This is a genomic window from Pseudomonas sp. LAMO17WK12:I1, assembly GCF_900177315.1.
In the GTDB taxonomy this organism is placed as follows: domain Bacteria; phylum Pseudomonadota; class Gammaproteobacteria; order Pseudomonadales; family Pseudomonadaceae; genus Aquipseudomonas; species Aquipseudomonas marginalis.
In genome coordinates, this window is the sequence record NZ_FWZV01000002.1 from 213387 (window position 1) to 236471 (window position 23085).

17 protein-coding genes and 1 pseudogene are annotated in these 23085 nt (G+C 54.2%); 16 read left to right on the top strand and 2 right to left on the bottom strand.

Annotated features, from left to right (window positions below; translation table 11 throughout):
• The first annotated feature begins 35 nt into the window (after positions 1-35).
• From B9N88_RS03615 to fdhA, 9 genes are all read left to right on the top strand, one after another.
• Positions 36-1511 (top strand): aldehyde dehydrogenase family protein, encoded by a 1476-nt coding sequence (locus tag B9N88_RS03615; protein WP_027603347.1) that lies wholly within the window; start codon positions 36-38, stop codon positions 1509-1511.
• Positions 1512-1597: 86 nt separating this feature from the next.
• Positions 1598-2146 carry an NAD(P)H-dependent oxidoreductase gene (locus B9N88_RS03620; protein ID WP_051429281.1) on the top strand — a complete coding sequence of 183 codons (549 nt, stop codon included), beginning with the start codon at positions 1598-1600 and terminating at the stop codon, positions 2144-2146.
• 535 nt (positions 2147-2681) lie between these two features.
• Positions 2682-3533, top strand: a complete 852-nt coding sequence (locus tag B9N88_RS03625; RefSeq protein ID WP_051429282.1) for a glycine betaine ABC transporter substrate-binding protein — start codon at positions 2682-2684, stop codon at positions 3531-3533.
• Between the two features lie 331 nt (positions 3534-3864).
• Positions 3865-4128, top strand: a complete 264-nt coding sequence (locus tag B9N88_RS33160) for an MFS transporter (protein WP_027603349.1) — start codon at positions 3865-3867, stop codon at positions 4126-4128.
• A 211-nt stretch (positions 4129-4339) separates the two neighbouring features.
• The gene (locus B9N88_RS03635; protein ID WP_027603350.1) at positions 4340-5272 is read left to right on the top strand and encodes a LysR substrate-binding domain-containing protein; all 933 of its coding nucleotides are present in this window, start codon (positions 4340-4342) and stop codon (positions 5270-5272) included.
• 111 nt (positions 5273-5383) lie between these two features.
• Positions 5384-6640, top strand: coding sequence for an aromatic ring-hydroxylating oxygenase subunit alpha (locus B9N88_RS03640; protein WP_027603351.1), 1257 nt, complete (start codon positions 5384-5386; stop codon positions 6638-6640).
• Positions 6641-6654: 14 nt separating this feature from the next.
• Positions 6655-7785, top strand: coding sequence for an FAD-binding oxidoreductase (locus B9N88_RS03645; RefSeq protein WP_051429283.1), 1131 nt, complete (start codon positions 6655-6657; stop codon positions 7783-7785).
• Between the two features lie 49 nt (positions 7786-7834).
• Positions 7835-8467 (top strand): dimethylsulfonioproprionate lyase family protein, encoded by a 633-nt coding sequence (locus tag B9N88_RS03650; RefSeq protein WP_051429284.1) that lies wholly within the window; start codon positions 7835-7837, stop codon positions 8465-8467.
• A 185-nt stretch (positions 8468-8652) separates the two neighbouring features.
• Complete coding sequence (gene fdhA / locus B9N88_RS03655; protein WP_027603353.1) at positions 8653-9849, top strand: formaldehyde dehydrogenase, glutathione-independent; 1197 nt, start codon at positions 8653-8655, stop codon at positions 9847-9849.
• A 447-nt stretch (positions 9850-10296) separates the two neighbouring features.
• Here fdhA and B9N88_RS03660 read toward each other — a convergent pair whose 3' ends face one another.
• Both B9N88_RS03660 and folD read right to left on the bottom strand, forming a co-directional pair.
• On the bottom strand, positions 10297-11808 hold the full coding sequence (locus B9N88_RS03660; protein ID WP_027603354.1) for a CoA-acylating methylmalonate-semialdehyde dehydrogenase: 1512 nt from the start codon (positions 11806-11808) through the stop codon (positions 10297-10299).
• A gap of 138 nt (positions 11809-11946) precedes the next feature.
• On the bottom strand, positions 11947-12873 hold the full coding sequence (folD, locus tag B9N88_RS03665; protein ID WP_081744355.1) for a bifunctional methylenetetrahydrofolate dehydrogenase/methenyltetrahydrofolate cyclohydrolase FolD: 927 nt from the start codon (positions 12871-12873) through the stop codon (positions 11947-11949).
• A gap of 303 nt (positions 12874-13176) precedes the next feature.
• On the opposite strand from folD, the gene B9N88_RS03670 reads away from it, so the two are divergent.
• From B9N88_RS03670 to B9N88_RS33165, 7 genes and pseudogenes are all read left to right on the top strand, one after another.
• On the top strand, positions 13177-14052 hold the full coding sequence (locus B9N88_RS03670; RefSeq protein WP_027603355.1) for a LysR family transcriptional regulator: 876 nt from the start codon (positions 13177-13179) through the stop codon (positions 14050-14052).
• Between the two features lie 107 nt (positions 14053-14159).
• Positions 14160-15812: an electron transfer flavoprotein-ubiquinone oxidoreductase gene (locus B9N88_RS03675; RefSeq protein WP_027603356.1), complete on the top strand. Its 1653-nt coding sequence runs from the start codon at positions 14160-14162 to the stop codon at positions 15810-15812.
• Positions 15813-16028: 216 nt separating this feature from the next.
• Positions 16029-16778: an electron transfer flavoprotein subunit beta/FixA family protein gene (locus B9N88_RS03680; RefSeq protein WP_027603357.1), complete on the top strand. Its 750-nt coding sequence runs from the start codon at positions 16029-16031 to the stop codon at positions 16776-16778.
• Positions 16778-17716, top strand: a complete 939-nt coding sequence (locus tag B9N88_RS03685; protein ID WP_027603358.1) for an electron transfer flavoprotein subunit alpha/FixB family protein — start codon at positions 16778-16780, stop codon at positions 17714-17716. The genes B9N88_RS03680 and B9N88_RS03685 overlap by 1 nt, the downstream gene beginning before the upstream one ends.
• A 10-nt stretch (positions 17717-17726) precedes the next feature.
• Positions 17727-18584: a formyltetrahydrofolate deformylase gene (gene purU, locus B9N88_RS03690; protein WP_027603359.1), complete on the top strand. Its 858-nt coding sequence runs from the start codon at positions 17727-17729 to the stop codon at positions 18582-18584.
• 50 nt (positions 18585-18634) lie between these two features.
• On the top strand, positions 18635-21085 hold the full coding sequence (locus B9N88_RS03695; RefSeq protein ID WP_027603360.1) for a GcvT family protein: 2451 nt from the start codon (positions 18635-18637) through the stop codon (positions 21083-21085).
• Positions 21086-22093: 1008 nt separating this feature from the next.
• Positions 22094-23020 (top strand): annotated as a pseudogene (locus B9N88_RS33165) (cache domain-containing protein); the annotation flags it as partial.
• Positions 23021-23085: the final 65 nt, after the last annotated feature.

Genomic DNA, 23085 nt, shown 5'->3' on the forward strand with positions numbered 1-23085 from the left:
GCGGTTGCCCATACACATAAAGGTTTGGAGAAAGCATGCGTACTCAACTCTACATTGACGGCCAATGGACTGACCCGGTCAAAAAAGGCAGCCTGGACGTTATCAATCCGTCTACCGAGCAAGTCATTCATGCCATCCCCCAAGGCACCGCTGAGGATATCGACCTCGCTGTCTGTGCGGCCCGTCGAGCATTTGACAAGGATGGCTGGCCAAACACGACAGGTGCCCAGCGTGGCGCCTATCTGCGACGCATTGCTGAACTGATCCGCGAGCGATCCGAGGATTTGGCACGTCTGGAAGTTCTCGACAATGGCAAACCGTTGCCTGAAGCGCGCTGGGACATTGGTGACGCGGCGGGTTGCTTTGAGTACTACGCGGGCCTTGCCGAGCAACTCGACGATTCCAATGATGTAGATATTGCTATTTCCGATGACCGTTTCCGGACCAAGGTGCGTAGGGAAGCGGTAGGCGTAGTAGGCGCGATCATCCCATGGAACTACCCGCTATTGATGGCATCCTGGAAGGTCGCTCCCGCTCTGGCAGCGGGTTGTAGCATTGTGCTCAAACCCGCAGAAAACACTTCATTGACCGCATTGGAACTCGCGGCGATTGCACAGGAAGCAGGGTTGCCGGCGGGCGTCCTGAATATCGTGACGGGTCTTGGCGGTGAAGCCGGCCAGGCCTTGGTCAGTCATCCGCTGGTGGATAAGCTGGCGTTCACGGGATCGGGCCGTATCGGGGCGCACATCATGGCCGAGGCTGCGAAGGACATCAAACGCATAAGCCTTGAGCTTGGGGGCAAGTCGCCATTGATTGTTTTTGACGATGCCGACATCGAGGGTGCCGTCGAATGGATCATGTTTGGTATTTTCTGGAACCAGGGTCAGGTCTGCTCAGCTACATCAAGAGTGCTGTTGCAGGATGGCGTTTACGACAAGCTGCTGGCGCGTCTGATCGAGGAAGCCAACAAGATCACCATAGGTGATGGTATGGAGGACGGCATCCTGCTCGGGCCGTTGGTGTCTAAACAGCAGCATGAACAGGTCATTGCTGCCGTGGCGCGTGCTCAGGAGGATGGGGCGCAACTGGTTGCTGGCGGCCGTAGGCCCGAGGAGCTACGTCAAGGGTATTTCTTCCAACCGACCATCCTCACCGAGGTGCCGCTGGACAGTCATGCCTGGAAGGAAGAGATCTTCGGCCCGGTGGTCTGCGTTCGTCGTTTCTCCACTGAACGCGAAGCGTTGAGTCTGGCCAATGATAGCCGTTACGGCCTGGCTGCTGCGGTGATGACAAAAGATGACGCCCGCGCTGATCGGGTTTCTGCGGCGTTGCGTGCGGGCATTATCTGGATCAACTGCTCTCAGCCGACCTTCACCGAAGCCCCATGGGGAGGCTACAAGCAATCCGGCATCGGTCGTGAGCTCGGCAAATGGGGCTTGGATAATTACCTCGAAACCAAGCAGGTCACCGCCTATGTGAGTCGGGATCCTTGGGGTTGGTATATCAAGTAAGTTTTACCACGCGGTGGTCGCGACACGGCCATTGCCATTATCCAGGTTGAAAAGTTCGGCGATCGTTGGGCACGAGGAGGTCAGTTTTGGCGAACACATTGGTAGTCGTGGCGCACCCGGACTTGTCCAGCTCACGTATCAACGCCACTTGGTGCAAGGCCATCGAAAGCCTCGCGGGTGTGACGGTGATTGATCTGTATGGGCGATACCCAAGTGGCGAAATCGACATCGTTGCCGAGCAGCAATTGATTGAGGCCCATGATCGCATCGTCTTGCAGTTTCCGATGCAGTGGTACAACTGCACGCCATTGCTCAAGCAGTGGATCGACGATGTCTTCGCCGCTGGCTGGGCCTATGGCGGTGGCAGGGCGGTTGCAGGCAAAACCTTGTGCATTGCCGTCTCGACTTATTCCAAGGCCTCTGATTATCAAAAAGGCGGCCGCTATGGTCGCACGCTTGACGAGTTGACCAGCCCGTTCGAGGTGCTGGCCTTCCGAGTTGAGATGATCTATCAACCTGGCTTCTTTCTGAGTGGGCTGGAGAGTCTGAGCGATGAAGCGCTAGCGATAAGTACTGAGCAATATCGAAGATTTGTCGCTTCCTGTGAGTATAAGTACAGCGTGGAAAAGGCTTAATGCTCCATGTATTCAAGTGATGCAAACGACATCAATCGAATCTTCATACAGTTTGTGTTCGTCTGATAAGTGTTTTGTGTGTGGCTTAATTCCAATAACAAAAAAAGAGCGTGCCAAGTGACGATAGCGAAAAACTTCATCCTGTCTTTACGTGCTTTGTGTACAACCTTGCACGAAACATTTCTCAGGCGTCTGAATTTCGAATTCGGCCAACCTTGTTTTGAAATAAGTGGGGCAGAGAGCCAGGGCTGTGGCCTTTCGCATCCCTTGCCGCTGACCGCGCATGCCCAACTCGCCATGGATGAAGTGAATGCACCCTCAAGGAGCAATATCAGGCAGTCATTGAGTCTGGATGCGCACAAACCGTGATTCTGGCGAAGTCCATTCGATTCGCCAGGGTGTCCCGAGTTGTAGGGGGCAGCCACACAAGGACGTGACCCGACCTGGAGCAGGTAGGGATAGCGACGCTGTATCGAAACCAATAGCTGCAGAAGATTCTGCGCTGATATTTCATGCACAAAAGAAGGGTCAAACTATGCATAAGCTGTTGAAGGTCCTGGCCGTTTCACTGATGTGTTTGTTCGCTGCCTTTAGCCATGCGGCGGAAAAAACAACTATCAAGATCGGTACGCTTCCCTGGGAAGATGTTATGCCGATCTCCGAGATCACCCAAAAGTTTTTAGAAAAACAAGGGTTTACTGTCGAGTTGACTACCTTTCCGGATTGGGGAATTGGCTTCGCTGCGCTCGCGAGGGGGGATGTCGACCTGATGGTTTCGCACATCAATAACATTACCGCTGACTATTGGAAGAAAAACTACCAGCGTCTCGAAAAGGTGTCAGTTGCTTCCCATGGTTTGCACCAAGGGATAGTGGTGCCCGACTACATGCCGATCAAGTCAATTGATGAGTTGAACTCAATCAAAGATCAGGTCGGTGGGAAAATCATCGGTATTGAATCGGGTGCCGGTATCATGCAACAAACCGCTGACGCCATTAAACAGTACAACTTGCAGTACACGCTAGTTGACGGTAGTACCGCCGCCATGACTGCCCAATTGCAATCAGCCATTGAGCGTAAGGCCCCCATTGTCACTATGCTGTGGCAGCCGTCTTGGATGGACATGAAGTTCAAGGTCCGCTATCTGGACGATCCAAAAGGTGTATTCCCTGCGCCGCAAAGCTATTACTGGATTGCCAAGAAGGGCTTTTCCAACGATAACTCTTGGGCCCGGGAAGCTGTCGCAAGTGTATTTGTACCGATCGACGACATCACGGCCATCAACATGTCTATTAATGGTGGGATGAACATGGAACAAGCAGTACAGAAATGGTGGGACGCCAACACCAAGCTGATCAATCAATGGGCTGTCATGTCCGGGAAGTGATAGCGTCCGAGTGTAATCCTGTTTTGTAAGAAGTGAATCGTGGGCTGTAGGGTATCGATAGCCCACGATTGGATGTCATCCTCAAACGGAGTGGCAAGGAGATGGCTTGGATTGGGTGAGTTAGATTCCATGGAATCTCTTACTGACCTGTGAAGTTACCTGCAAGACGAGGTCATGTGGCTTCGTCTTGGTCCATCACACGGAAAAAATGAAAGTTTGGTTTCTAAACCAAGCAAACGTATATGGATGATACGATTTTTATTAGAGGTATTGGTTCTGATAGATTTTTCTGGGCCTTGGCCTCAGGTTCCGCAAAATCGAAAGTTCCCACATGCACCTCGTGACGTGGAGTTTCTTCAAGAAAATACGTGGCTCACCGCCGGCAGGGCTCACTATCTATTGGTTCATGGGGAGCCGCCGCGCGTACATGATGGAGCAACTCATTTCGTCGAATCCGGGTCCTGATAGATGGAAAAGCGTGCTGGCCAGCGCCGCTTTCTTCAGCGCCACTCTACTACTAATTCGTATGGGCACGCCCGAATCGCCCCGCTGGTTGATTGGCAAAGGGCCCTATCAGCGTCACCTTACTTCGTAGTGGGCAGCATCGGGGTTATCGTTTTCTGGCGCTTGGTGCCAGAAACTGCTGGCATCAGTCTGAGTGAAGCGGCATCGTTGGAAGGTGATCTCAAGACCATGGTATCCAATACACGTCGAGTCTCGAACTGATCTGGTCGTACTTTTCGGTAGGCACCTCCAAAATGCCGACGTTACCGGCGCCGGTTTGCATAATTTCAATGGGAAACAAAATGAATCAGCCGTTGAAAACTCGACAACACAAGGGGTATCGCCGGATCATCCCTTCGATGAACGCGCTTGTGGCATTTGAGGCGGTCGCACGAAACGGCAGTTTCACTATCGCGGCACAAGAGCTTGGCGTCACCCAAGCGGCGGTAAGTAAACATGTTAAGTTTCTTGAAGATACTTTTGGTGCGCAGCTGTTCTATCGCCTGCACCGCTCCAATCAATTAACGACAGAAGGCAATGCTCTCTACGACGCGATGTCAGAATCTATGCAGCGCATTGCAGGCGTGTTCGACAAATATGCGGAAGGGCAAGGCGAGGAAGCTATCGCGCTGGCCAGCACTGCTGATTTCTCAAACCTGCGAATCATGCCGCGTTTACATCTTCTGAGAGAGCAATTACCGAAACTCCGTTTGCGGCTTACGACACCCTCGGATCGTGATGCCGACCTTTCGGTCCGCTTTGGTCACGGCAAATGGGATGACGGCACAGCAGTTTTTCTGTTCGATGAGGAGATTTTCCCGGTATGTTCGCCATCGTGGTTGGCTCGGCATTGTCCACCGACCTCATTGGATGAGCTTGCCCATAATCAGCTCATTGACACGGACGCAACGCTTGAGGGTTGGATGACATGGAACACCTGGTTTCGCGCCCTGGCGTATACACCGCCCAAGCTTGCGTTCAGCTTGCGTTGCGCGATGTATGGCGACGCAATTCTAGCTGCAGTCCAGGGGCACGGAATTGCATTGGGTTGGGGGCGGCTGCTGGAAAACCACCTGGCGTCCGGTCGGCTCGTTCGTGTATCCAGTCACGCCATTGTACCTAGTGATGCTTACTACATCTTTCTCGCTGCTGGGCGACCCAAAACGCCGGTCATTGACAAGTTGATGGATTGCCTGCGTGCCGACGACATTGAGCCTTGCCAGAGTAGTCTATGACTCATAACTTTGAGTCATGGTGACTTGAAAATAAACCGCATTGACCGATGTTTATAGCTGTTCAGATACTGTCACGCATCGTTGGCAATAAAGCCTGCTCGTGAGGTGTCTATGAATAACTTAAAACAAAAAAGCCATCTTGAAATTGTAAAGGCGCGTGCTCAGTGGAGCGCCTTGGATGGCGCGGTATTTGGTCGCGAAGATATATTTGAGAATGATTTGGAAATATTTTTCCACAAACACTGGATCGTTGTGGGTGTCACCACCGAAATTCCCGAACCCGGTGATGTATCCACCGTCGACATTGGAAAGTCATCAATCATTCTTGTGAGAGATGATGACGAACAAGTCAGGGCGTTTCGTAATGTCTGTCGACATCGCGGTGCCCGCCTCAAGGAAGCGGGCCTTTCTACCGTTGGGATGCTGGTGTGCCCGTATCATCAATGGACCTACGACCTCGACGGGTCTCTCAAGCACACGCGTGACATGGGGAAGGACTTTGACCCCACATGCCGCAGTCTCATCCCTGTAGCCTGTCGTGTCGTGGGTGCACATATTCTGGCCTGCCTCAGCGATGAACCGCCAGCCGATATCGATTATCTGGTCGACAACATGGCGCCGCGTTTTGCCCCCTACGACTTGACCAACACCAAGATCGCCTATGAAACGGAGATCATCGAGGAGGGTAACTGGAAGCTGGTGATCGAGAACAATCGCGAGTGCTATCACTGCGCGGCGGGCCACCCAGAGCTCAATGTCTCATTTTTGCCTGAAGACTTTGCCGGTAGTACTGAAGGCATGACCGAGGAATCACTTCGTGTACTGGAAGCCCACAAGGCGAAAAGCGTAATTGCCAAAGAAAGCTGGGAAAGAGAAGGCCTGGTCTGTGACGCTATCGAGTATCTGGATGAGGACGCTGTCACTCAATTCCGTGCGCAACGGCTGGTGATCTCCGGTCATGGCGAATCGCAGACTCTAGACACCCGCGTCGCCTGCACGAAACTGTTCGGTGAACTGACCCGCCCGGATCTGGGGGATACTCACTTCTGGACGCATAACTCGTGGACCCATGTGATGAGCGATCATGCCGTTATTTCGTGGTTGATCCCGCTGTCGCCTGGCAAAACACTCGTGCGATCCAAGTGGCTCGTGCACAAAGACGCCGTTGAAGGTAAGGATTACGACCTGCAACGCTTGACCGAAGTGTGGATCGCAACCAATCAGCAGGATGCCGGTCTGGTCAAAATTACCTACAGCGGCACCCAGGATCCGGCTTACATACCGGGCCCGTTTTCGCATCTCGTTGAGGCTTACGTACACCAGTTCACTCGCTGGTACACCGCACGTCTCATTGCGCATAGTGCTTGAACGGGAGATGTTCGATGAGTACCTGTCTAAAAGTCCCTGTGCCGGTGGAAAAGTTACGTTTCAATGACGTCGAAGTATGGTCATCGTTCGATACCGGTTGGAGCAGTGGTGAACCGAAAAGCCTGAAATGTTGTGATGTCAGGGATGAAACCCACGATGTGAAGACCTTCACCTTTCACAGCGATGAGTTCCAGGCACTGGCTTTCGAGCCGGGGCAGTTCATCACGATTGTGCCGACTATCAATGGGCTGGCAATTTCACGCTGTTACACGCTTTCATCCTCACCAGCACGGCCGTTCACCTTTTCGATTACGGTAAAGCGGGTACCTGGCGGATTGGTCTCGAACTGGTTGCACGAAAACTTGCATGCGGGTGATCAACTGATTGCATACGGCCCTGCTGGAGCCTTTACTTCGACCTGCAGCGACGCCCGCAAGTTGTTGTATCTCTCGGCCGGATCGGGGGTTACACCTTTGATGTCGATGACTCGCGCAAGTCACGATCTTGCGGCCGATGTCGATATTGCCTTCGTTCACAGTGCTCGGTCTCCGGTCGATATCGTCTTCAGACAAGAGCTTCACTTGCTCCAGGCGCTCAAACCCAGTCTTCGAGTGCTTGCGGTTTGCGAAACGACCGATTCTGAGCCCGAGTGGAGTGGTCCTGTCGGACGTCTTACCCTTGAGATCCTTAGTCGCTCTGTGCCTGACTTTCTGGAGCGCGAGGTCTTCACTTGCGGGCCGAAAGGCTACATGGACGCCGTGCAAGCACTGCTCGCTGGGGCAGGCTTCGACATGGAGCATTATCACCAGGAAAGCTTCGACCTGGGGGATCCATCAAGTCCGGTGGTAGTGCCCGCAGTTGCGTCGCCGACTGCGTCAAACGGTGCGTTTACTATAACGCTGGCAAAGTCAGGTAAAACCTTTCAGATGAGTAGCGGCGAAACGATCCTTTCCGCAGCCAGGCGCGCTGGAGCGGTGGTTCCCAGCTCATGCAGCCAGGGTATTTGTGGTACATGCAAAACCGCAGTACTGGAGGGCTCTGTTGACATGAACGCTAATGGAGGCATCCGCCAGAGGGAAATTGATAAAGGATTTCGGCTGCTTTGTTGCAGTAGGCCAACGTCTGACCTGGTTATCGATCTCTGATCGTCGACGCCGTTACCTGCTTCTCAAGACACCGAGTACGGAGGTTTGCATGGCTTTCTCTGAATCGCTTTGGCAACAAGCGGTGCAACTTGAACATGCTCAACAACTGTTGGTTCAGGTTGCTGAAAATCTCGGGTCCTATCGAGGACAAGACTGGGCGCATGAAATCTCCGCGAGCCGTCGATCTGTTCAGGCCGCGCAACTGTCAATCAATGCCGATATTCAGGTGCAGATCGAAGACGATCAATGTATTCACGAATGGCTGATGCAAAGCCTGGCGGATGCAAAAGCCTCTTCGCTGGTCAACAGTGCTCTGGTGGAATGCATCGAAAGGCTGTTACCGGATGCGGTATGGATCAAGCGCCATGCTGCCTTGAATGAAGACGTTCACTTTGTGGATAGGCACCGGCACGCGTTGGTCATTGGCAAGGGAAGCAGGATTCAGTGTGACGCAATAACGCTGGGGCTGATGGTCATGGCGCCCGGCGTCCGTTACCCCTTTCACAATCATCCTCCCAGAGAGTTTTACCTCGTGCTCTCAGAGGGGGAGTGGTACCAAGAGGGCTGCGGTTGGTTTAGGCCTGGGCCAGGTGGGGTGGTTTACAACCCGCAATCCATCGTTCACACGGTGCAGTCTGGCGCGAGACCACTACTGGCTTTATGGGGATTGATGCATACCTGAATTCAGTGAGTGTTTTGCGCCCTCAAACCAACACCTCTTCTGGACGGTCGACAGTGGTCGCACGGCCACGCTTAACTCCGTGCCTACAGGCAACCCAATGCACCTGATTAAGGGCCTTCACTGGCGAGCGAATTGGAACAACAGCTCACAGATACCTGTGAGCATAATTGACGCGGAGAAAAAACATGACTGCAAATAATAGAGGGGTAGTTTACCTGGGCGCTGGCAAGGTCGAGGTGCGCAATATCGACTACCCCAAAATGCAGGACCCACGCGGCAAGAAGATCGAACACGGCGTCATACTCAAAGTTATCTCAACCAACATCTGTGGTTCTGATCAGCACATGGTCCGTGGACGTACCACCGCCCAGGTCGGTCTGGTACTCGGTCACGAAATTACCGGTGAAGTGATCGAAAAGGGCAGCGACGTGGAAAACCTGAAGATCGGCGATCTGGTGTCGGTGCCGTTTAACGTCGCCTGCGGGCGCTGCCGATCCTGCAAGGAAATGCATACTGGCGTATGCCTGAGCGTAAACCCGGCCCGCCCGGGCGGTGCCTACGGGTATGTCGACATGGGCGACTGGACAGGTGGCCAGGCCGAATATGCGATGGTGCCGTACGCTGACTTCAACCTGCTGAAGTTGCCGGATCGGGACCGCGCCATGGAAAAAATCCGCGACTTGACCTGTCTCTCCGATATCCTGCCGACCGGATTTCACGGCGCAGTGACAGCCGGCGTCGGTCCTGGCAGCACGGTATACATCGCTGGCGCCGGGCCGGTCGGCCTGGCCGCAGCCGCGTCTGCTCGATTGCTGGGCGCGGCCGTGGTCATCGTCGGTGACGTCAACACTGTGCGTCTGGCACACGCGAAGTCACAGGGTTTTGAAATCGCTGACCTGTCGCTGGACACTCCGCTGCACGAGCAGATTGCTGCATTGCTCGGCGAGCCGGAAGTCGATTGCGCGGTCGACGCAGTGGGCTTCGAAGCGCGCGGTCATGGTCATGACGGCGTGAAACATGAGGCACCGGCCACTGTACTCAATTCGTTGATGGGCGTGGTTAGAGTGGCTGGCAAAATTGGTATTCCAGGTCTTTACGTTACCGAGGACCCGGGAGCAGTGGATGCTGCGGCAAAAATTGGCGCCCTAAGCGTTCGCTTTGGCCTCGGCTGGGCGAAATCCCACAGCTTCCACACCGGCCAGACTCCGGTAATGAAGTACAATCGCGCGCTCATGCAGGCGATCATGTGGGACCGTATCAATATCGCTGAGGTGGTGGGCGTGCAGGTGATCAGTCTGGATCAGGCGCCGGCAGGGTATGGTGAATTTGATGCCGGAGTGCCCAAAAAATTTGTCATCGACCCACATCGCACTTTCAGCTAACGGATGACTGTCGGGTGCGATGGAGGTTCTGAGAACGAGATCTCCATCGTATCAGGCAGCACTTACTCATCACTAGAGTCTAGTTCGTTTGTTTCAGGATAGTCACTGATGGAGGGCCTGGCTTGTCTGCCGCTCAGCCCATCCCCTTGTTTTTAATAGCCAAGTTGCGATGCGCGCGGGCCATCGGCTGTGTGCAGAGTGCCAGCGGGATTTCTTGGCTATGTCTTTTTGAATACGTAAGCCTGCGCCATTTATTGCCGCGCTGAAAAAAGAAGGCCGCCAGTGTGCAAGCGGCCAGGTCTCAAGCCCGACCAAGGCTATCGACGAAAGCTCAGTAATGACGAACACGAGCCCCGTTCCTAGGGGGCCGCGTCAACCGTAAAACCTCTACGGTGGGAGCAGCGCTTCGATCTTCTTTCCCGACAGAAGAGTTGATGGCAACGCCGCTCAAACGCATTGCCCCTGGCTATTGCTCGGGAAGGCAAACTGTGCGGCTTCATGGTTTGCACGCTTTGGCCAGCGTTGAGTGATGGCTTTCTTGCGGGTGTAGAATCGAACACCATCCGGACCGTAGGCATGCAAGTCGCCGAATAGAGACCGTTTCCAGCCACCGAAGCTGTGATAGCTGACCGGCACTGGCAGCGGTACGTTGATGCCCACCATGCCCACTTCAATTTCATCGCAGAACAGACGAGCAGCTTCACCATCGCGAGTGAAAATGCATGTGCCGTTTCCATACTCGTGGCTGTTAATTAGCTGCATGGCGGCCTCCAGGCTGCTAACTCGCACGACGCACAGTACCGGGCCGAAAATTTCTTCTTTGTAGATACGCATGTCTGGGGTGACGTTGTCGAATAGCGTACCACCGAGAAAATACCCATCTTCGTGGCCTGGGACACGATAGCCGCGACCATCGACCACCAGTTTCGCTCCTGAAGTCAAACCATCGTCAATGTAGCTGACCACTTTGTCCCGAGCAGCAGCAGTTACCAGAGGGCCCATGTCAAGTCCACATGAGGAACCCGCACCGATCTTCAATGCTTTCACTTGTGGCTCCAGCTTGGCGATAAGCGCATCGGCTACCTGGTCCCCGACACACACAGCGACAGAGATTGCCATGCAGCGTTCACCACATGAGCCATAGGCAGCGCCCATCAACGCGTTTACAGCATTATTCAGGTCTGCGTCGGGCATCAAAACGGCGTGGTTTTTTGCACCACCCAAAGCCTGCACGCGTTTGCCACGTTTGGTGCCTTCGGAGTAAATATACTCCGCGATCGGCGTCGAGCCGACGAAGCTCAATGCCTTGACCTCCGGAGCTTCGATAAGTGCATCGACCGCCTCCTTGTCGCCATGCACCACATTGAGTACGCCTTTTGGCAAACCAGCTTCATGCAACAATTGAGCGATCAACAGCGTAGAACTCGGATCGCGTTCGGACGGTTTGAGAATGAAGGTGTTGCCACAGACAATGGCCAGTGGATACATCCACAGCGGCACCATGGCCGGGAAATTGAACGGAGTAATACCGGCAACGACACCTATGGGTTGCAGATCGCTCCAGGCATCAATATTGGGGCCGACATTGCGGCTGTATTCGCCCTTTAAGATAACCGGCGCGGCCGAGGCAAACTCAACGTTTTCGATGCCACGCTTGAGTTCACCCACGGCGTCTTCGATCGTTTTGCCATGCTCTTTGCTGATCAGCAGGGCTATGCGGTGCTCGTTGGCCTCCAGCAATTGTTTGAACCGAAACATGACTTGGGCACGCTTGGCCGGTGGGGTGTTGCGCCACGCCGGGAACGCAGCTTTGGCCGCGTCTATTGCGTGTTGAACCGTGGCGCGGGAGGCCAAGCCAAGTTTGTGGATCGCCTGACCAGTGGCGGGATTGAAGACGTCACTGGTACGGGCGTCATCGGCGAAAGGTTCGCCATTGATAAAATGTTCGATACTCGTCATTGTCGTTCCTCGAAATTAAGGTCAAAGCTGCTTGAAGAGAGAGGCCGAGGCCACTGTGCTGCGGGGGGCAACCAGCCAGTAAGTTTTGTTAAACGCTTCGCTGCTTGTGCCGCTAGCACAAGCCACATGCTTTTCAACCTACGCACTTCGATAGTGGTCGGCCCTGTCGCTTTCGATGGCTTCAGCCGCAACGAGCGTGTTACGCATCAGACATGCCACCGTCATCGGGCCGACGCCACCAGGTACAGGCGTAATGGCCGCTGCGACGGTGCTGACCGACTCGAAATCGACGTCGCCAACAAGTACTGAGCGCCCATCCTTTTCAACACGGTTGATCCCCACATCGATCACGATGGCACCCGGCTTAATGGCCTCGGCACTGATGAACTCCGCTTTACCCATGGCAACGATCAAAATATCAGCCTGACGGCATTCGCTATTCAGGTCCTCGGTTCTGGAGTGCACGATCGTCACGGTGCAGTTTTCCTGGAGAAGCAGATTGGCCATCGGCTTGCCGACAATGTTCGACCTGCCCACGATGACCGCTTTTTTTCCGCTCAAATTACCCAAATGGTCCCTTAGCATCATCAAGCAACCCAGCGGTGTGCATGGAATGAGGGACGCTTTGCCCTGGCCTAGCAGTCCAACGTTAATTGGGTGAAAACCATCGACGTCCTTCGCTGGATCGATCGCGGTAATGACTTTGGATTCATCGATATGGGCGGGTAATGGCAACTGCACCAGGATCCCGTGGACGTAGCGATCATTGTTCAGTTTGTCGATCAGTTGCAGTAGCTCAGCTTGCGATGTCGCGCTGTCAAGCAAGTGTGGAAATGAGTCGATACCGGATTCCAAGGCTTTTTTCATTTTCGTTTTGACATAGACCTGGCTGGCAGGATCCTGACCGACCAGTACCACAGCAAGGCCAGGTGCTCTGCCGCGTTTTTCGCGAAACGTCCGCGCACCTATGGCAACTGATTTGTGCAGCGTTTCTGCGAAACCCTTGCCGTCAATAATGTCGGCCTGGGGGCTTAGGGTTTGATCCAATAGTTGAGTCATCTTCATCTTATCCTATCCTGTCAGCGGTCAGAAAAAACGGCATTCGAGCCTTCAGGGCGTTGCCCTTTGAGTCATACAGGCAGCCGCGAATCATCTTTGCCGGATATGTTTCACTGAATATCTGCACGGCAAGTTCTCCTTCCAGAGCCGCTAGTTCTTCCGTAGAGGTAACCCATCCTTTGAGAGGATGGTTGGAAAACAACTTCGCTGGCGTTCAGGGCGGGTGCGGTGATGCTAAGGTGGTTGAGTAGTCGCTACAAACGATGTATACGGCCTATATTTATAAGTAGGGCTTATGGGAGATTATCCGTGTCGTTGACTAACCTTCAGTTGAACTGGCTGCGAACGTTTGAGTCGGTAGGTCGTCATTTGAGCTTTTCCGCGGCGGCCATCGAGTTGAACATGAGTCAGTCGGCAGTCAGCCAACAGATCAAGTTGCTGGAGCACAAACTCGGCAAGCCGCTTTTTCAGCGTCAGACCCGTTCGATTCAACTGACCGTATCGGGCCGAGCCTATCTGGCGGTGGTTCGAGAAGGCCTATGGCACATGCATCAGGGTATGAACAATATCTTCAGCTCAGTGGCGCAGGGCGTTCTTGAGATCAGCGTGAACAACTCCTTCGCGCAGCTCTGGCTAGCACCGCGAATGGAGCGATTTGCCGAGTTGTATCCGCAAATCTCACTGCGCATGTATGGCGTGAACTGGGAAGCCGATGCGCCGCCGAGTAGCGCAGAGCTTGAGATACGCTACGGCTCCGGAAACTGGCAGCAATATGAGGTCCAGCAATTGCTTTCCACCGAATTGCGGCCCTACTGCTCATTGGATGTTGCGGCCAAGCTGCGCAGCGCGGGCGGCCTGCTGAGCCTGGCGCTTATCGATGTATTGGGTACGCCCAACGGTTGGAGCGATTGGCTGGCCTCGCATCCTCAGGGCGAGGCGGAGAACTACCAGCGGTTCTATGTAGACAGCTATGCCATTGCCGCCAGCATGGCGATCGAAAACGCGGGTGTGTGCTTGCTCAACGAGGAACTGGTCGAGAAGTCCAGGCTTCGCGGTCAACTCGTTTCTCCGCTGAACCAGAGCATCGAGAGCCTGGCGGGGTTCTATTTGCTCAAGCCACTTAGCAAACCCCTTTCGGGAGCAGCCCAGGCATTTTGTACGTGGCTGGAATCGGAACTTCGGTAACGAATTAGCTCCGCTTATTAATCAGTGATGGATACATCGTTTGTTGCGACGTCAGAGGCGCTCGTAGCATGGACTCCAGAGGCACGATTAAATGCCTGGAGGCTGTGATGCAACGCGATGCAATGGAATTCGATGTAGTCGTAGTGGGTGGCGGACCCGCTGGGTTGTCCACCGCGATTCGCCTGCGGCAACTGGCGCTGGAAGCAGGGCGAGAGCTCTCTGTGTGTCTGGTGGAAAAGGGCGCCGAGGTCGGTGCGCACATTATGTCCGGTGCGGTGTTCGAGCCTTCGGCTCTTAACGAGTTATTTCCCGAATGGCGCGAGATGGGTGCACCGCTGCAATCGCCGGTCAGTTCGGACGAGATTTATTATCTGTCGTCGTCGCGCCTGTCGATCAGGGTGCCGGGTGTCTTGGCTCCCGAGACGATGCACAACGAAGGCAATTACATTGTCAGCCTGGGGAATGTCTGTCGTTGGCTCGGCCAGCAGGCTGAAGCACTGGGAGTCGATGTGTTTGCCGGCTTTCCCGCCGCTGATGTTCTGTATGACGAGCAAGGACGAGTCAAGGGCGTGGTCACTGCTGACATGGGAGTCGATCGATCCGGCAATCAAAAAGGTAGTTTCATCCCAGGTATCGAGTTGATTGGCAAGCAGACGGTGTTTGCTGAAGGTTGCCGAGGTCATTTGGGCAAACAATTGATCCATCAATATCGGCTCGACGCTGATTCTGATCCTCAGCATTACGGTCTGGGTATCAAAGAGGTCTGGGAGATTCCGGCCGAGCAACATGTCCCGGGCTTGGTGATTCACAGTACCGGGTGGCCCTTGACCGTGAGTGGCGCCCAAGGTGGCGCTTTCATGTATCACCTTGAAAATCGCCAAGTCGTGATCGGCCAAGTCGTTGACCTCAACTACCGCAATCCATTCCTCTCTCCTTTCGACGAGCTGCAGCAACTCAAACACCATCCGCTCTATGAGCAATTCCTGCGGGGTGGATCGCGTATCAGCTACGGTGCCCGGGCGATTGCCAAAGGCGGGCTGCAGTCGCTACCCAAGATGCATTTTCCTGGAGGTTTGTTGATCGGTTGTGACGCTGGTACCTTGAATTTCGCCAAAATCAAAGGCTCGCACACGGCGATGAAATCCGGAATCCTGGCCGCGGAGACAATCTTCGAAGCCCTGCTCGTTGATGATGCGGCTGGCCAGGATCTGGCAGACTATGCGATCCGATTCAAAAACTCCTCCATTCATGAGGAGTTGCACCAGCAACGTAATTTTGGCCCCGCATTGCATCGCTTCGGCAGCCTGATCGGCGCGGCTTATGCGTGGTTGGACTTGAACCTGCTTAAGGGGAAAACACCCTGGACGTTGCGTGACACGCGTGCCGATTACTCGACTATGGTGCGTGCCGATCAAGCGAAGGCCATTGACTACCCCAAACCGGACAATGTGCTGAGTTTTGACAAGACCTCTTCAGTTTATCTGTCTAACACCAACCACGAAGAAGATCAGCCCTGCCATTTAATGCTCAGGGATGCGCAGTTGCCGATCGCTTTTAATCTGACGACCTATGCCGAACCCGCACAGCGCTACTGCCCGGCCGGGGTGTACGAGGTGGTTGAGGATGGGGAGCAAAAGCGTTTTCAGATCAATGCGCAAAACTGCTTGCATTGTAAGACCTGCGACATCAAGGATCCGAGCCAAAATATTACTTGGCGCGTTCCCGAAGGGGGCGGTGGCCCTAATTACACCAGCATGTAAGGAAAGCAGACGCTTCACACATCGCGAGAGAGGGTTGTGAAAACAAGAGGATTGGATGGCTTTTAACCCGGCGTATGCCGGGTTTTTTCTTGCGCGCTGTACCAGCAATACGAATAAGTACACCTTATTCATGAGTGCTAGATAGATCGTTTGTAAGAGGTTATTGAGGCTTATAGCATCAGTCTGAAGCAGTCGTGGACTTATTCGGAGGTTGATATGAAGGTGTTGGTGGCGGTGAAGCGGGTCCTGGACGCTAACGTCAAGGTCCGGGTCAAGACGGATGAGTCTGACGTGGAGTTGAGCAACGTCAAAATGTCGATCAACCCCTTTTGTGAGATCGCGGTCGAGGCGGCGCTGCAGTTGAAGGAAAGCGGGCAAGCCAGCGAGGTTATCGCAGTTTCCGTGGGACCAGATGTTTGCCAGGAACAATTGCGTACAGCGCTGGCCATGGGGGCGGACCGCGCCGTGCTGATCAAATCGGCGAGCGATCTTGAACCGCTGGCCATCGCCAAGTTGCTCAACGAAGTGGTCAAGCGTGAATTACCCGGCATCGTTCTGTTGGGTAAACAGTCCATTGATGGGGACAACAACCAGACCGGCCAGATGTTGTCGGCTTTGATGGGCAGTTCTCAAGGCGCTTTCGCCTCGGACATCAAGGTGGTCGGGGAATGGGTCGACGTGATCCGGGAAGTTGACGGTGGTCTGGAAACCCGCAGCCTTCGGCTGCCTGCCGTAATAACTGCTGACTTGCGCTTGAACGAGCCACGCTACGCATCGCTGCCCAACATCATGAAAGCCAAGAAAAAACCACTGGAAGTTATCGAAGGCGATGATCTGGGCGTTGACGTCGCTCCACGGCTGAAAATCATCAAGGTGAGCGCACCGCAAGAGCGCATGGCAGGCGTTCTCGTGGGCAGCGTAGAAGAACTGGTTCAAAAGCTGAAGAACGAAGCGGGGGTGATCTGATGGCTGTTTTGTTGATTGCTGAGCACCACGATGGCGTGCTCAAGCTGGCAACCTTGAATGCATTGACCGCCGCTGCACGCTTTGACGTGTCGGTTGAAGTGCTGGTCGCCGGTAAGCATGCGGGTCGTATCGCCGAAGAAATCGCAACCTTCACCGGAGTCAATCAGGTGTTGATCGCTGATGCACCTGCTTATGCCGACCAAGGTGTCGAAAATGTGGCGGCGCTGGTCACTGAGTTGGTGACAACGTCAGCTTACAGCCATGTGCTGGCCGCTTCGACAGCCTATGGCAAAAACCTGTTACCACGCGTAGCGGCATTGCTCGATGTCGCTCAGATCAGCGACGTGGTGGAGATCATCTCAACCAGTCGCTTTGTGCGTCCGTTTTATGCCGGCAATGCCTTGGCGACCGTTGAAAGTGCTGATCCGGTGAAGGTTCTGACAGTACGCACCACGGCATTTGCGGCAGCAGAAAAGTCGGCATCCAGCGCTGCAGTCACGGCGCTCGCACTTGCCCACGAAACGGGCCTCTCCAGATTCGTCAGTGCCGACTTCAGTGTAAGTGAACGGGTTGAGTTGACCTGCGCGAAGATCATTGTTTCCGGTGGTCGTGGAATGGGTAGCGGGGCAAATTTCGCACTGTTGGAAAGGGTCGCCGACAAGCTCGGCGCGGCGGTTGGAGCATCCCGGGCCGCTGTTGATGCAGGATTTGTTTCCAACGATATGCAAGTCGGGCAGACCGGCAAGATCGTCGCGCCCCAGTTGTATATCGCCGTGGGTATTTCGGGGGCCATCCAGCATTTGGCGGGTATGAAGGATTCAAAAATCATCGTTGCGATCAACAAGGATCAAGACGCCCCGATTTTCCGTATCGCCGATTACGGCCTGGTTGCCGATCTGTTCGAAGCCGTTCCTGCACTTGAAGCTGCATTGTCTTGAGGAGCCTGACATGACTACAAAGAGAACCTACACCTTCGCATTCGATTGCCCTGATCGTGTAGGGATCATTACGCGCACAGCCGGGCTGTTTGCCAGCCACGGCGGTTGGGTTGAAGAGGCCTCTCAGTTCTCCGATGAAGAAAGCAACCGCTTCTTCAGCCGTATGGTAGTACGAGCCGATTCGCTGCCTTTTGACATGGAGGTGTTGCGCGGCATGGTTGAACCACTTGCCCAGGAAATGAGCATGAACTGGCGTCTGGAGGATAGTGACCAGCGCAAGCGTGTGGTGTTGATGTGCAGCAAAGGCTCGCACTGTATGACTGATTTGTTGGACCGATGGAAGACTGGAGATTTGGTCTGTGACATCGCTTGCGTCATTTCAAACCACGAAGATTTGCGCAGCCTAGTGGAGTGGTACGGCATTCCTTTCGAGTATGTGCCGGTGGACAAGGACAACAAGTCAGCAGGCTTTGCCCGGACCGAGCGTCTGATTGATGAATACCGTGCCGATTGCATTGTATTAGCGCGGTACATGCAAATTCTTCCTCAAAACCTGTGTGAGAAATACCGACACAAGGTCATCAACATCCACCACAGCTTTCTACCGTCATTCATTGGCGCCAAGCCTTATCACCAAGCCTCTCGACGCGGTGTGAAGCTTATCGGTGCGACCTGTCACTACGTCACCGAAGAGCTCGATGAAGGGCCGATTATCGAGCAGGACGTTGCGCGGGTTAGTCATGAGCAGACGGTCGATGACCTGGTCAGGCTTGGCAAGGACGTCGAGAAGACCGTACTGGCGCGGGGGCTTCGAAACCATCTTGAAGACCGTGTGCTGGTGTACGGCAATAAAACCGTCGTTTTATAACCCAATCATCGAGTTGGTTGCCCCTCTGGGAACCGGCCTTGGAGTTTCACATGAGCAATAGCATTCCGAGCTCAGCTCGCGTAGTCATCGTCGGTGGTGGGGTAATCGGTTGTAGCGTTGCCTATCACCTGACCAAACTGGGCATCAAAGATGTCGTGTTGTTGGAACGCAAGACGCTGACCTGCGGTACCACCTGGCATGCGGCCGGCTTGGTGCCAACTCTGCGGGCGACTTACAACATGAGTATGCTAGCCAAATACAGTGCCGGTTTGTATGAAGGCCTTGAAGCGGAAACAGGACAGGCGACGGGTTTTGTTCGCAATGGTTCGCTGAGCATCGCCACCCATCAGGAGCGTTTCACCGAGCTCAAGCGTGGCGCCTCAATGGCCAAATTGTGCGGCTTTCCTTGCGAGGTGGTGAATCCTGAGCAGGCGCTGGATCTGTGGCCGCTGTTGAACATCGACGACATCGTCGGCGGTGTATATCTGCCACTGGACGGCGTAGTCAATCCGGTGGACGTGACCCAAGCCTTGGCCAAAGGCGCTCGCATGGGCGGAGCGCGCATCATCGAGAACACACAGGTTCTGGACATCAAGATCAAGGACGGAAAAGCCGCGGGCGTGGTAACTGCTCAAGGCGATATCGATGCGGAGTTCGTCGTCAATTGTGCGGGCATGTGGGCGCGCAATTTTGGTAAGAAAGCAGGGGTCAACATCCCTCTGCACGCGGCGGAACATTATTACGTTGTGACCGAGCCGATGCCGGAAATCAACGGCATCATGCTGCCCACCCTGCGCGACCTGGACAACTACAACTACTTCAAGACCGATGCCGGCAAATTGTTGGTAGGGACCTTCGAGCCCAACGCCAAGCCTTGGGGCCACGAAGGTATACCTGACAGTTTCTGCTTCGATGAGCTGCCTCCTGATCTTGACCATCTTGAACCCTACCTTGAAGCGGCTATCCGCCGTGTTCCAGCAATGGAAAAGACGGGGCTGCAAGTTTTCTTCAATGGACCCGAAAGCTTTACACCGGACGACCGCTACCACTTGGGCGAAGCGCCTGAGCTGCGCAACTACTTTGTCGCTGCCGGTTTCAACTCGATCGGTATTCAATCAGCGGGTGGCGCCGGTAAAGTTTTGGCCGAGTGGATCGCAAAAGGCCATGCGCCGATGGACCTTTGGGACGTAGACATCAAGCGCAATATGCCATTTCAGGGCAACTCACAGTATCTATACGACCGTACCACCGAAGGCCTGGGTCTGCTCTACGCGATGCATTGGCCATTCCGTCAGTTTGAAACCGCCAGGAACGCCCGCAAAAGTATCCTGCATGATCGCCTCGTCGCGGCAAACGCCTGCTACGGCGAAGTAGTTGGTTGGGAGCGCGCAAACTTTTTCGCTCCCGAAGGCGTCAAGCCCGAGTATGGCTATAGCTGGGGCAAGCAGAACTGGTTCGACTGGTCTGCAGCCGAGCACATGGCTGTGCGCAAGACCGTGGGGTTATTCGATCAGAGCTCCTTCGCCAAAATCATGGTGCAAGGACGTGATGCAATGTCGATGATGAACCGCATCTGCAGTAACAATATCGATGTTGAGCCTGGCAAGATCGTTTACACCCAGTGGCTTAACGAACGCGGTGGCATTGAAGCGGACCTGACCGTAACACGGTTGGAGAAAGATTCTTTCCTGATTGTCACCGGTCCATGGACACAGACCCGTGAATTGAATTGGCTGCGCCGCAACACGCCGGCGGAGGCCAATGTGGTGATCACCGACGTCACCTCATCGATGGCTGTAATTAGTATCATGGGGCCCAACGCCCGCAATCTGTTGCAACCACTTACCACGGACGACCTTTCCAATGAAGGGTTCCCGTTCGCGACCTCGCGCGAGATCGAGTTGGGCTACGCCCGAGTGCGCGCCTCGCGGATCACTTACGTGGGTGAGCTGGGCTGGGAGCTTTATATCCCTACCGAATTTGCTCCTGATGTGTTCGACCGTATCGTTGCCGCCGGTGAACCGCATGGTCTGAAACTCTGTGGCTACCATGCGTTGAATTCGTTGCGCATCGAGAAGGGTTATCGCCACTTTGGTCATGACGTGATGGAGGAAGACACCCCGCTGGAGGCCGGTCTGTCCTTCGCTTCTGACTTCAACAAAGAGGGTGGTTTTATTGGCAAGGAAGCGTTGCTAAAGCAGAAAGCCGAGGGGGTTAAAAAACGTATGGTGCTTTTCAAGTTTCTGGACCCTGAAGCTACCAGTTATCACGAAGAGCCGATTTTCCGAAATGGAGAAATCGTCGGCCGCACCACGTCCGGAATGTACGGCCATTTCATCGGTGGCAACGTGGCGATGGGATATGTGTGCAGTGACTCAGGCGTGACGGCTGATTGGGTGAAGGAAGGTAAATACGAAATAGAAATTGCCGCGCAGAAGTACCAGGTCGAAGCCAGCCTCCGCGCTTTCTATGATCCAGAGATGAAAAATATTAAGTGCTAACACAGCTTCGCTTACCTGTCCCTCGCAGAAAGGGATAGGTAAGCGTGACTAGCGGAGCTGGTAACAAATCCATTACACCGCAGCGATTGCACTCGGGTCGTTGCACGCTTTTTGGTTGATAAACGCTCAATGAATAGCTCGGAAAGTTACAGTACTACCCTTGCGGTTAAGAGGAGTGTCATTGCTTAATACTTCCTTCGATGCAAACCGTCTGCCCCTGCAATTCAAAATGCCGGCTCTGGTATCTCCAAATATTATACTTTACAGGGATACTGATTCCGTTCGATTGACGCTGTCCTAAAGACGCACGTTACTCCAATAAAAACGTCGATTCATGCTTGCGCAGTTTGGCTACTGATTTCGATCAGTCAGTGACAACAGGAAGAATAGTAGAATGACTCACTATAATTGGGATAGGGGTCAAGGATACAAATTATAGGTGTACGTGCAGTCACTGCGCGTGGGTTATTCGCAATAGCTATGTGGAGAACCCCGCAGGACTTATCAGACGTGTCGGTGAAGAGTTCGGTAGATTAGATGGTGTAGCAATGATCCATAGCATTTCACGAACAGGCGCCTGAATTGGTCGCCGCTATGGAAAAAGGTCAACAATTCGATTGATCGGCTGAACCAGAGCCTGGCGCGCATGATTAAAGCGCTCATTGATTCTGCCGGTTGGCCAAACAGTTTTTAAGCAGCATTCCGAGACTTAGAGTGTTATCGTTCTAAAGTTCGCACCGTCCCGGTCGATAGCTTAGAGTACGAATGGGCTCTATCTCCTCATAACAACATTTGCGACGTTCAGTGTTAGCGTTTCCCCTTGCCAAAACTATAAATACTGCAGGTGAAGTCATGAATATTAAGCAGAAGCTGACTTGGGCGTTCGCAGTTATCGCGTGCGTCCCGGTCATCTTGGTCGCCGTTTTGGTGGTGCTGAATCTGCGAGAGGGGGCCTTGGCCAATTTCCTCGACAGCAGCGGTCGTGAGATCCACCAGATCGACAATGGCATGAAGCAGTTTTTCGATGGCATCAGCCAAAACGTTGACTACATAGCCAAGGACCCTCGCGTCGTCGCGGCCAAAGATCTCAAGAGCTACGCTGGCGCCCAAGCGGCACAAATCCCCCTTACTCAGACCAACAGAGAGCTGCTTGCGATATTCGAGCAATTCGCCAAGAGCCATCCGAGTACCGCTTACCTGTCCCTGGGTCTGAGTGACGGCGGCTACGCTAGCTGGCCGGACGATACTAAACTGAACAACTATGATCCACGCGTACGTCCCTGGTACAAAGCGGCCATCGCCGCGTCAGGCACCAGCGTGCGCACCGGTGCCTACTATTGGGCGCCGGACGATGTGACGCTGATCGGCACCGTGCATACTGTCGCCGACGTCGCCGGGAATATCTTGGGAGTGGTTGGCCTGGACGTGTCGCTCAAACAGCTCACTGAACTAGTGCGCAACATCAAGCTGGGCGACAGCGGCTATCTGATGCTGGTGGAAGCCAACGGTAACGTGCTGGTAGATCCCAGCGACGCCAAGCACAACTTCAAACCCCTGGCCGACCTGGGCCCCAACTATGCCGAACTATCCAAGCAAGGCGACGGCGTGAACCAGATCGAAATTGATGGCGTGCCCTACATGGCCAACGTGGTCAGTTCCGAAAACCTAGGTTGGCGCTTTATCGGCTTGATCAAGCGTGATGAAGTGATGGCCGACGTCACCCGCCTGACTTGGTTGATCACCGCCATTGCAGCGGCATTGGCATTGGTGTTCGCGATAGTAGGCGCCAGCTTTGCGAATGTTATCGTGCGTCCGATTCGCGGCGTGGCCGACGGTCTGCAAGAAATCGCGGAAGGAGAAGGTGACCTGACGCGCCAACTCAAGGTGCAGGGCAAGGACGAAACGGCCAGCTTGGCGGGCTGGTTCAACCAGTTTTTGGGCATGATCGCACAATTGGTGCAGCGCATCGGCAACGCCTCATCTGACCTACAGACCGCCGC

Bases quoted from the DNA above. Each gene is read 5' to 3' on its own strand.
- B9N88_RS03645 (WP_051429283.1), top strand. From the start codon at position 6,655: ATGAGTACCTGTCTAAAAGTCCCTGTGCCGGTGGAAAAGTTACGTTTC.
- B9N88_RS03650 (WP_051429284.1), top strand. From the start codon at position 7,835: ATGGCTTTCTCTGAATCGCTTTGGCAACAAGCGGTGCAACTTGAACAT.
- purU (WP_027603359.1), top strand. From the start codon at position 17,727: ATGACTACAAAGAGAACCTACACCTTCGCATTCGATTGCCCTGATCGT.
- B9N88_RS03625 (WP_051429282.1), top strand. From the start codon at position 2,682: ATGCATAAGCTGTTGAAGGTCCTGGCCGTTTCACTGATGTGTTTGTTC.
- fdhA (WP_027603353.1), top strand. From the start codon at position 8,653: ATGACTGCAAATAATAGAGGGGTAGTTTACCTGGGCGCTGGCAAGGTC.
- B9N88_RS03675 (WP_027603356.1), top strand. From the start codon at position 14,160: ATGCAACGCGATGCAATGGAATTCGATGTAGTCGTAGTGGGTGGCGGA.
- B9N88_RS03685 (WP_027603358.1), top strand. From the start codon at position 16,778: ATGGCTGTTTTGTTGATTGCTGAGCACCACGATGGCGTGCTCAAGCTG.
- B9N88_RS03640 (WP_027603351.1), top strand. From the start codon at position 5,384: ATGAATAACTTAAAACAAAAAAGCCATCTTGAAATTGTAAAGGCGCGT.
- B9N88_RS03660 (WP_027603354.1), bottom strand. From the start codon at position 11,808: ATGACGAGTATCGAACATTTTATCAATGGCGAACCTTTCGCCGATGAC.
- B9N88_RS03695 (WP_027603360.1), top strand. From the start codon at position 18,635: ATGAGCAATAGCATTCCGAGCTCAGCTCGCGTAGTCATCGTCGGTGGT.
- B9N88_RS33160 (WP_027603349.1), top strand. From the start codon at position 3,865: ATGCACCTCGTGACGTGGAGTTTCTTCAAGAAAATACGTGGCTCACCG.
- B9N88_RS03635 (WP_027603350.1), top strand. From the start codon at position 4,340: ATGAATCAGCCGTTGAAAACTCGACAACACAAGGGGTATCGCCGGATC.
- folD (WP_081744355.1), bottom strand. From the start codon at position 12,873: ATGAAGATGACTCAACTATTGGATCAAACCCTAAGCCCCCAGGCCGAC.
- B9N88_RS03615 (WP_027603347.1), top strand. From the start codon at position 36: ATGCGTACTCAACTCTACATTGACGGCCAATGGACTGACCCGGTCAAA.
- B9N88_RS03680 (WP_027603357.1), top strand. From the start codon at position 16,029: ATGAAGGTGTTGGTGGCGGTGAAGCGGGTCCTGGACGCTAACGTCAAG.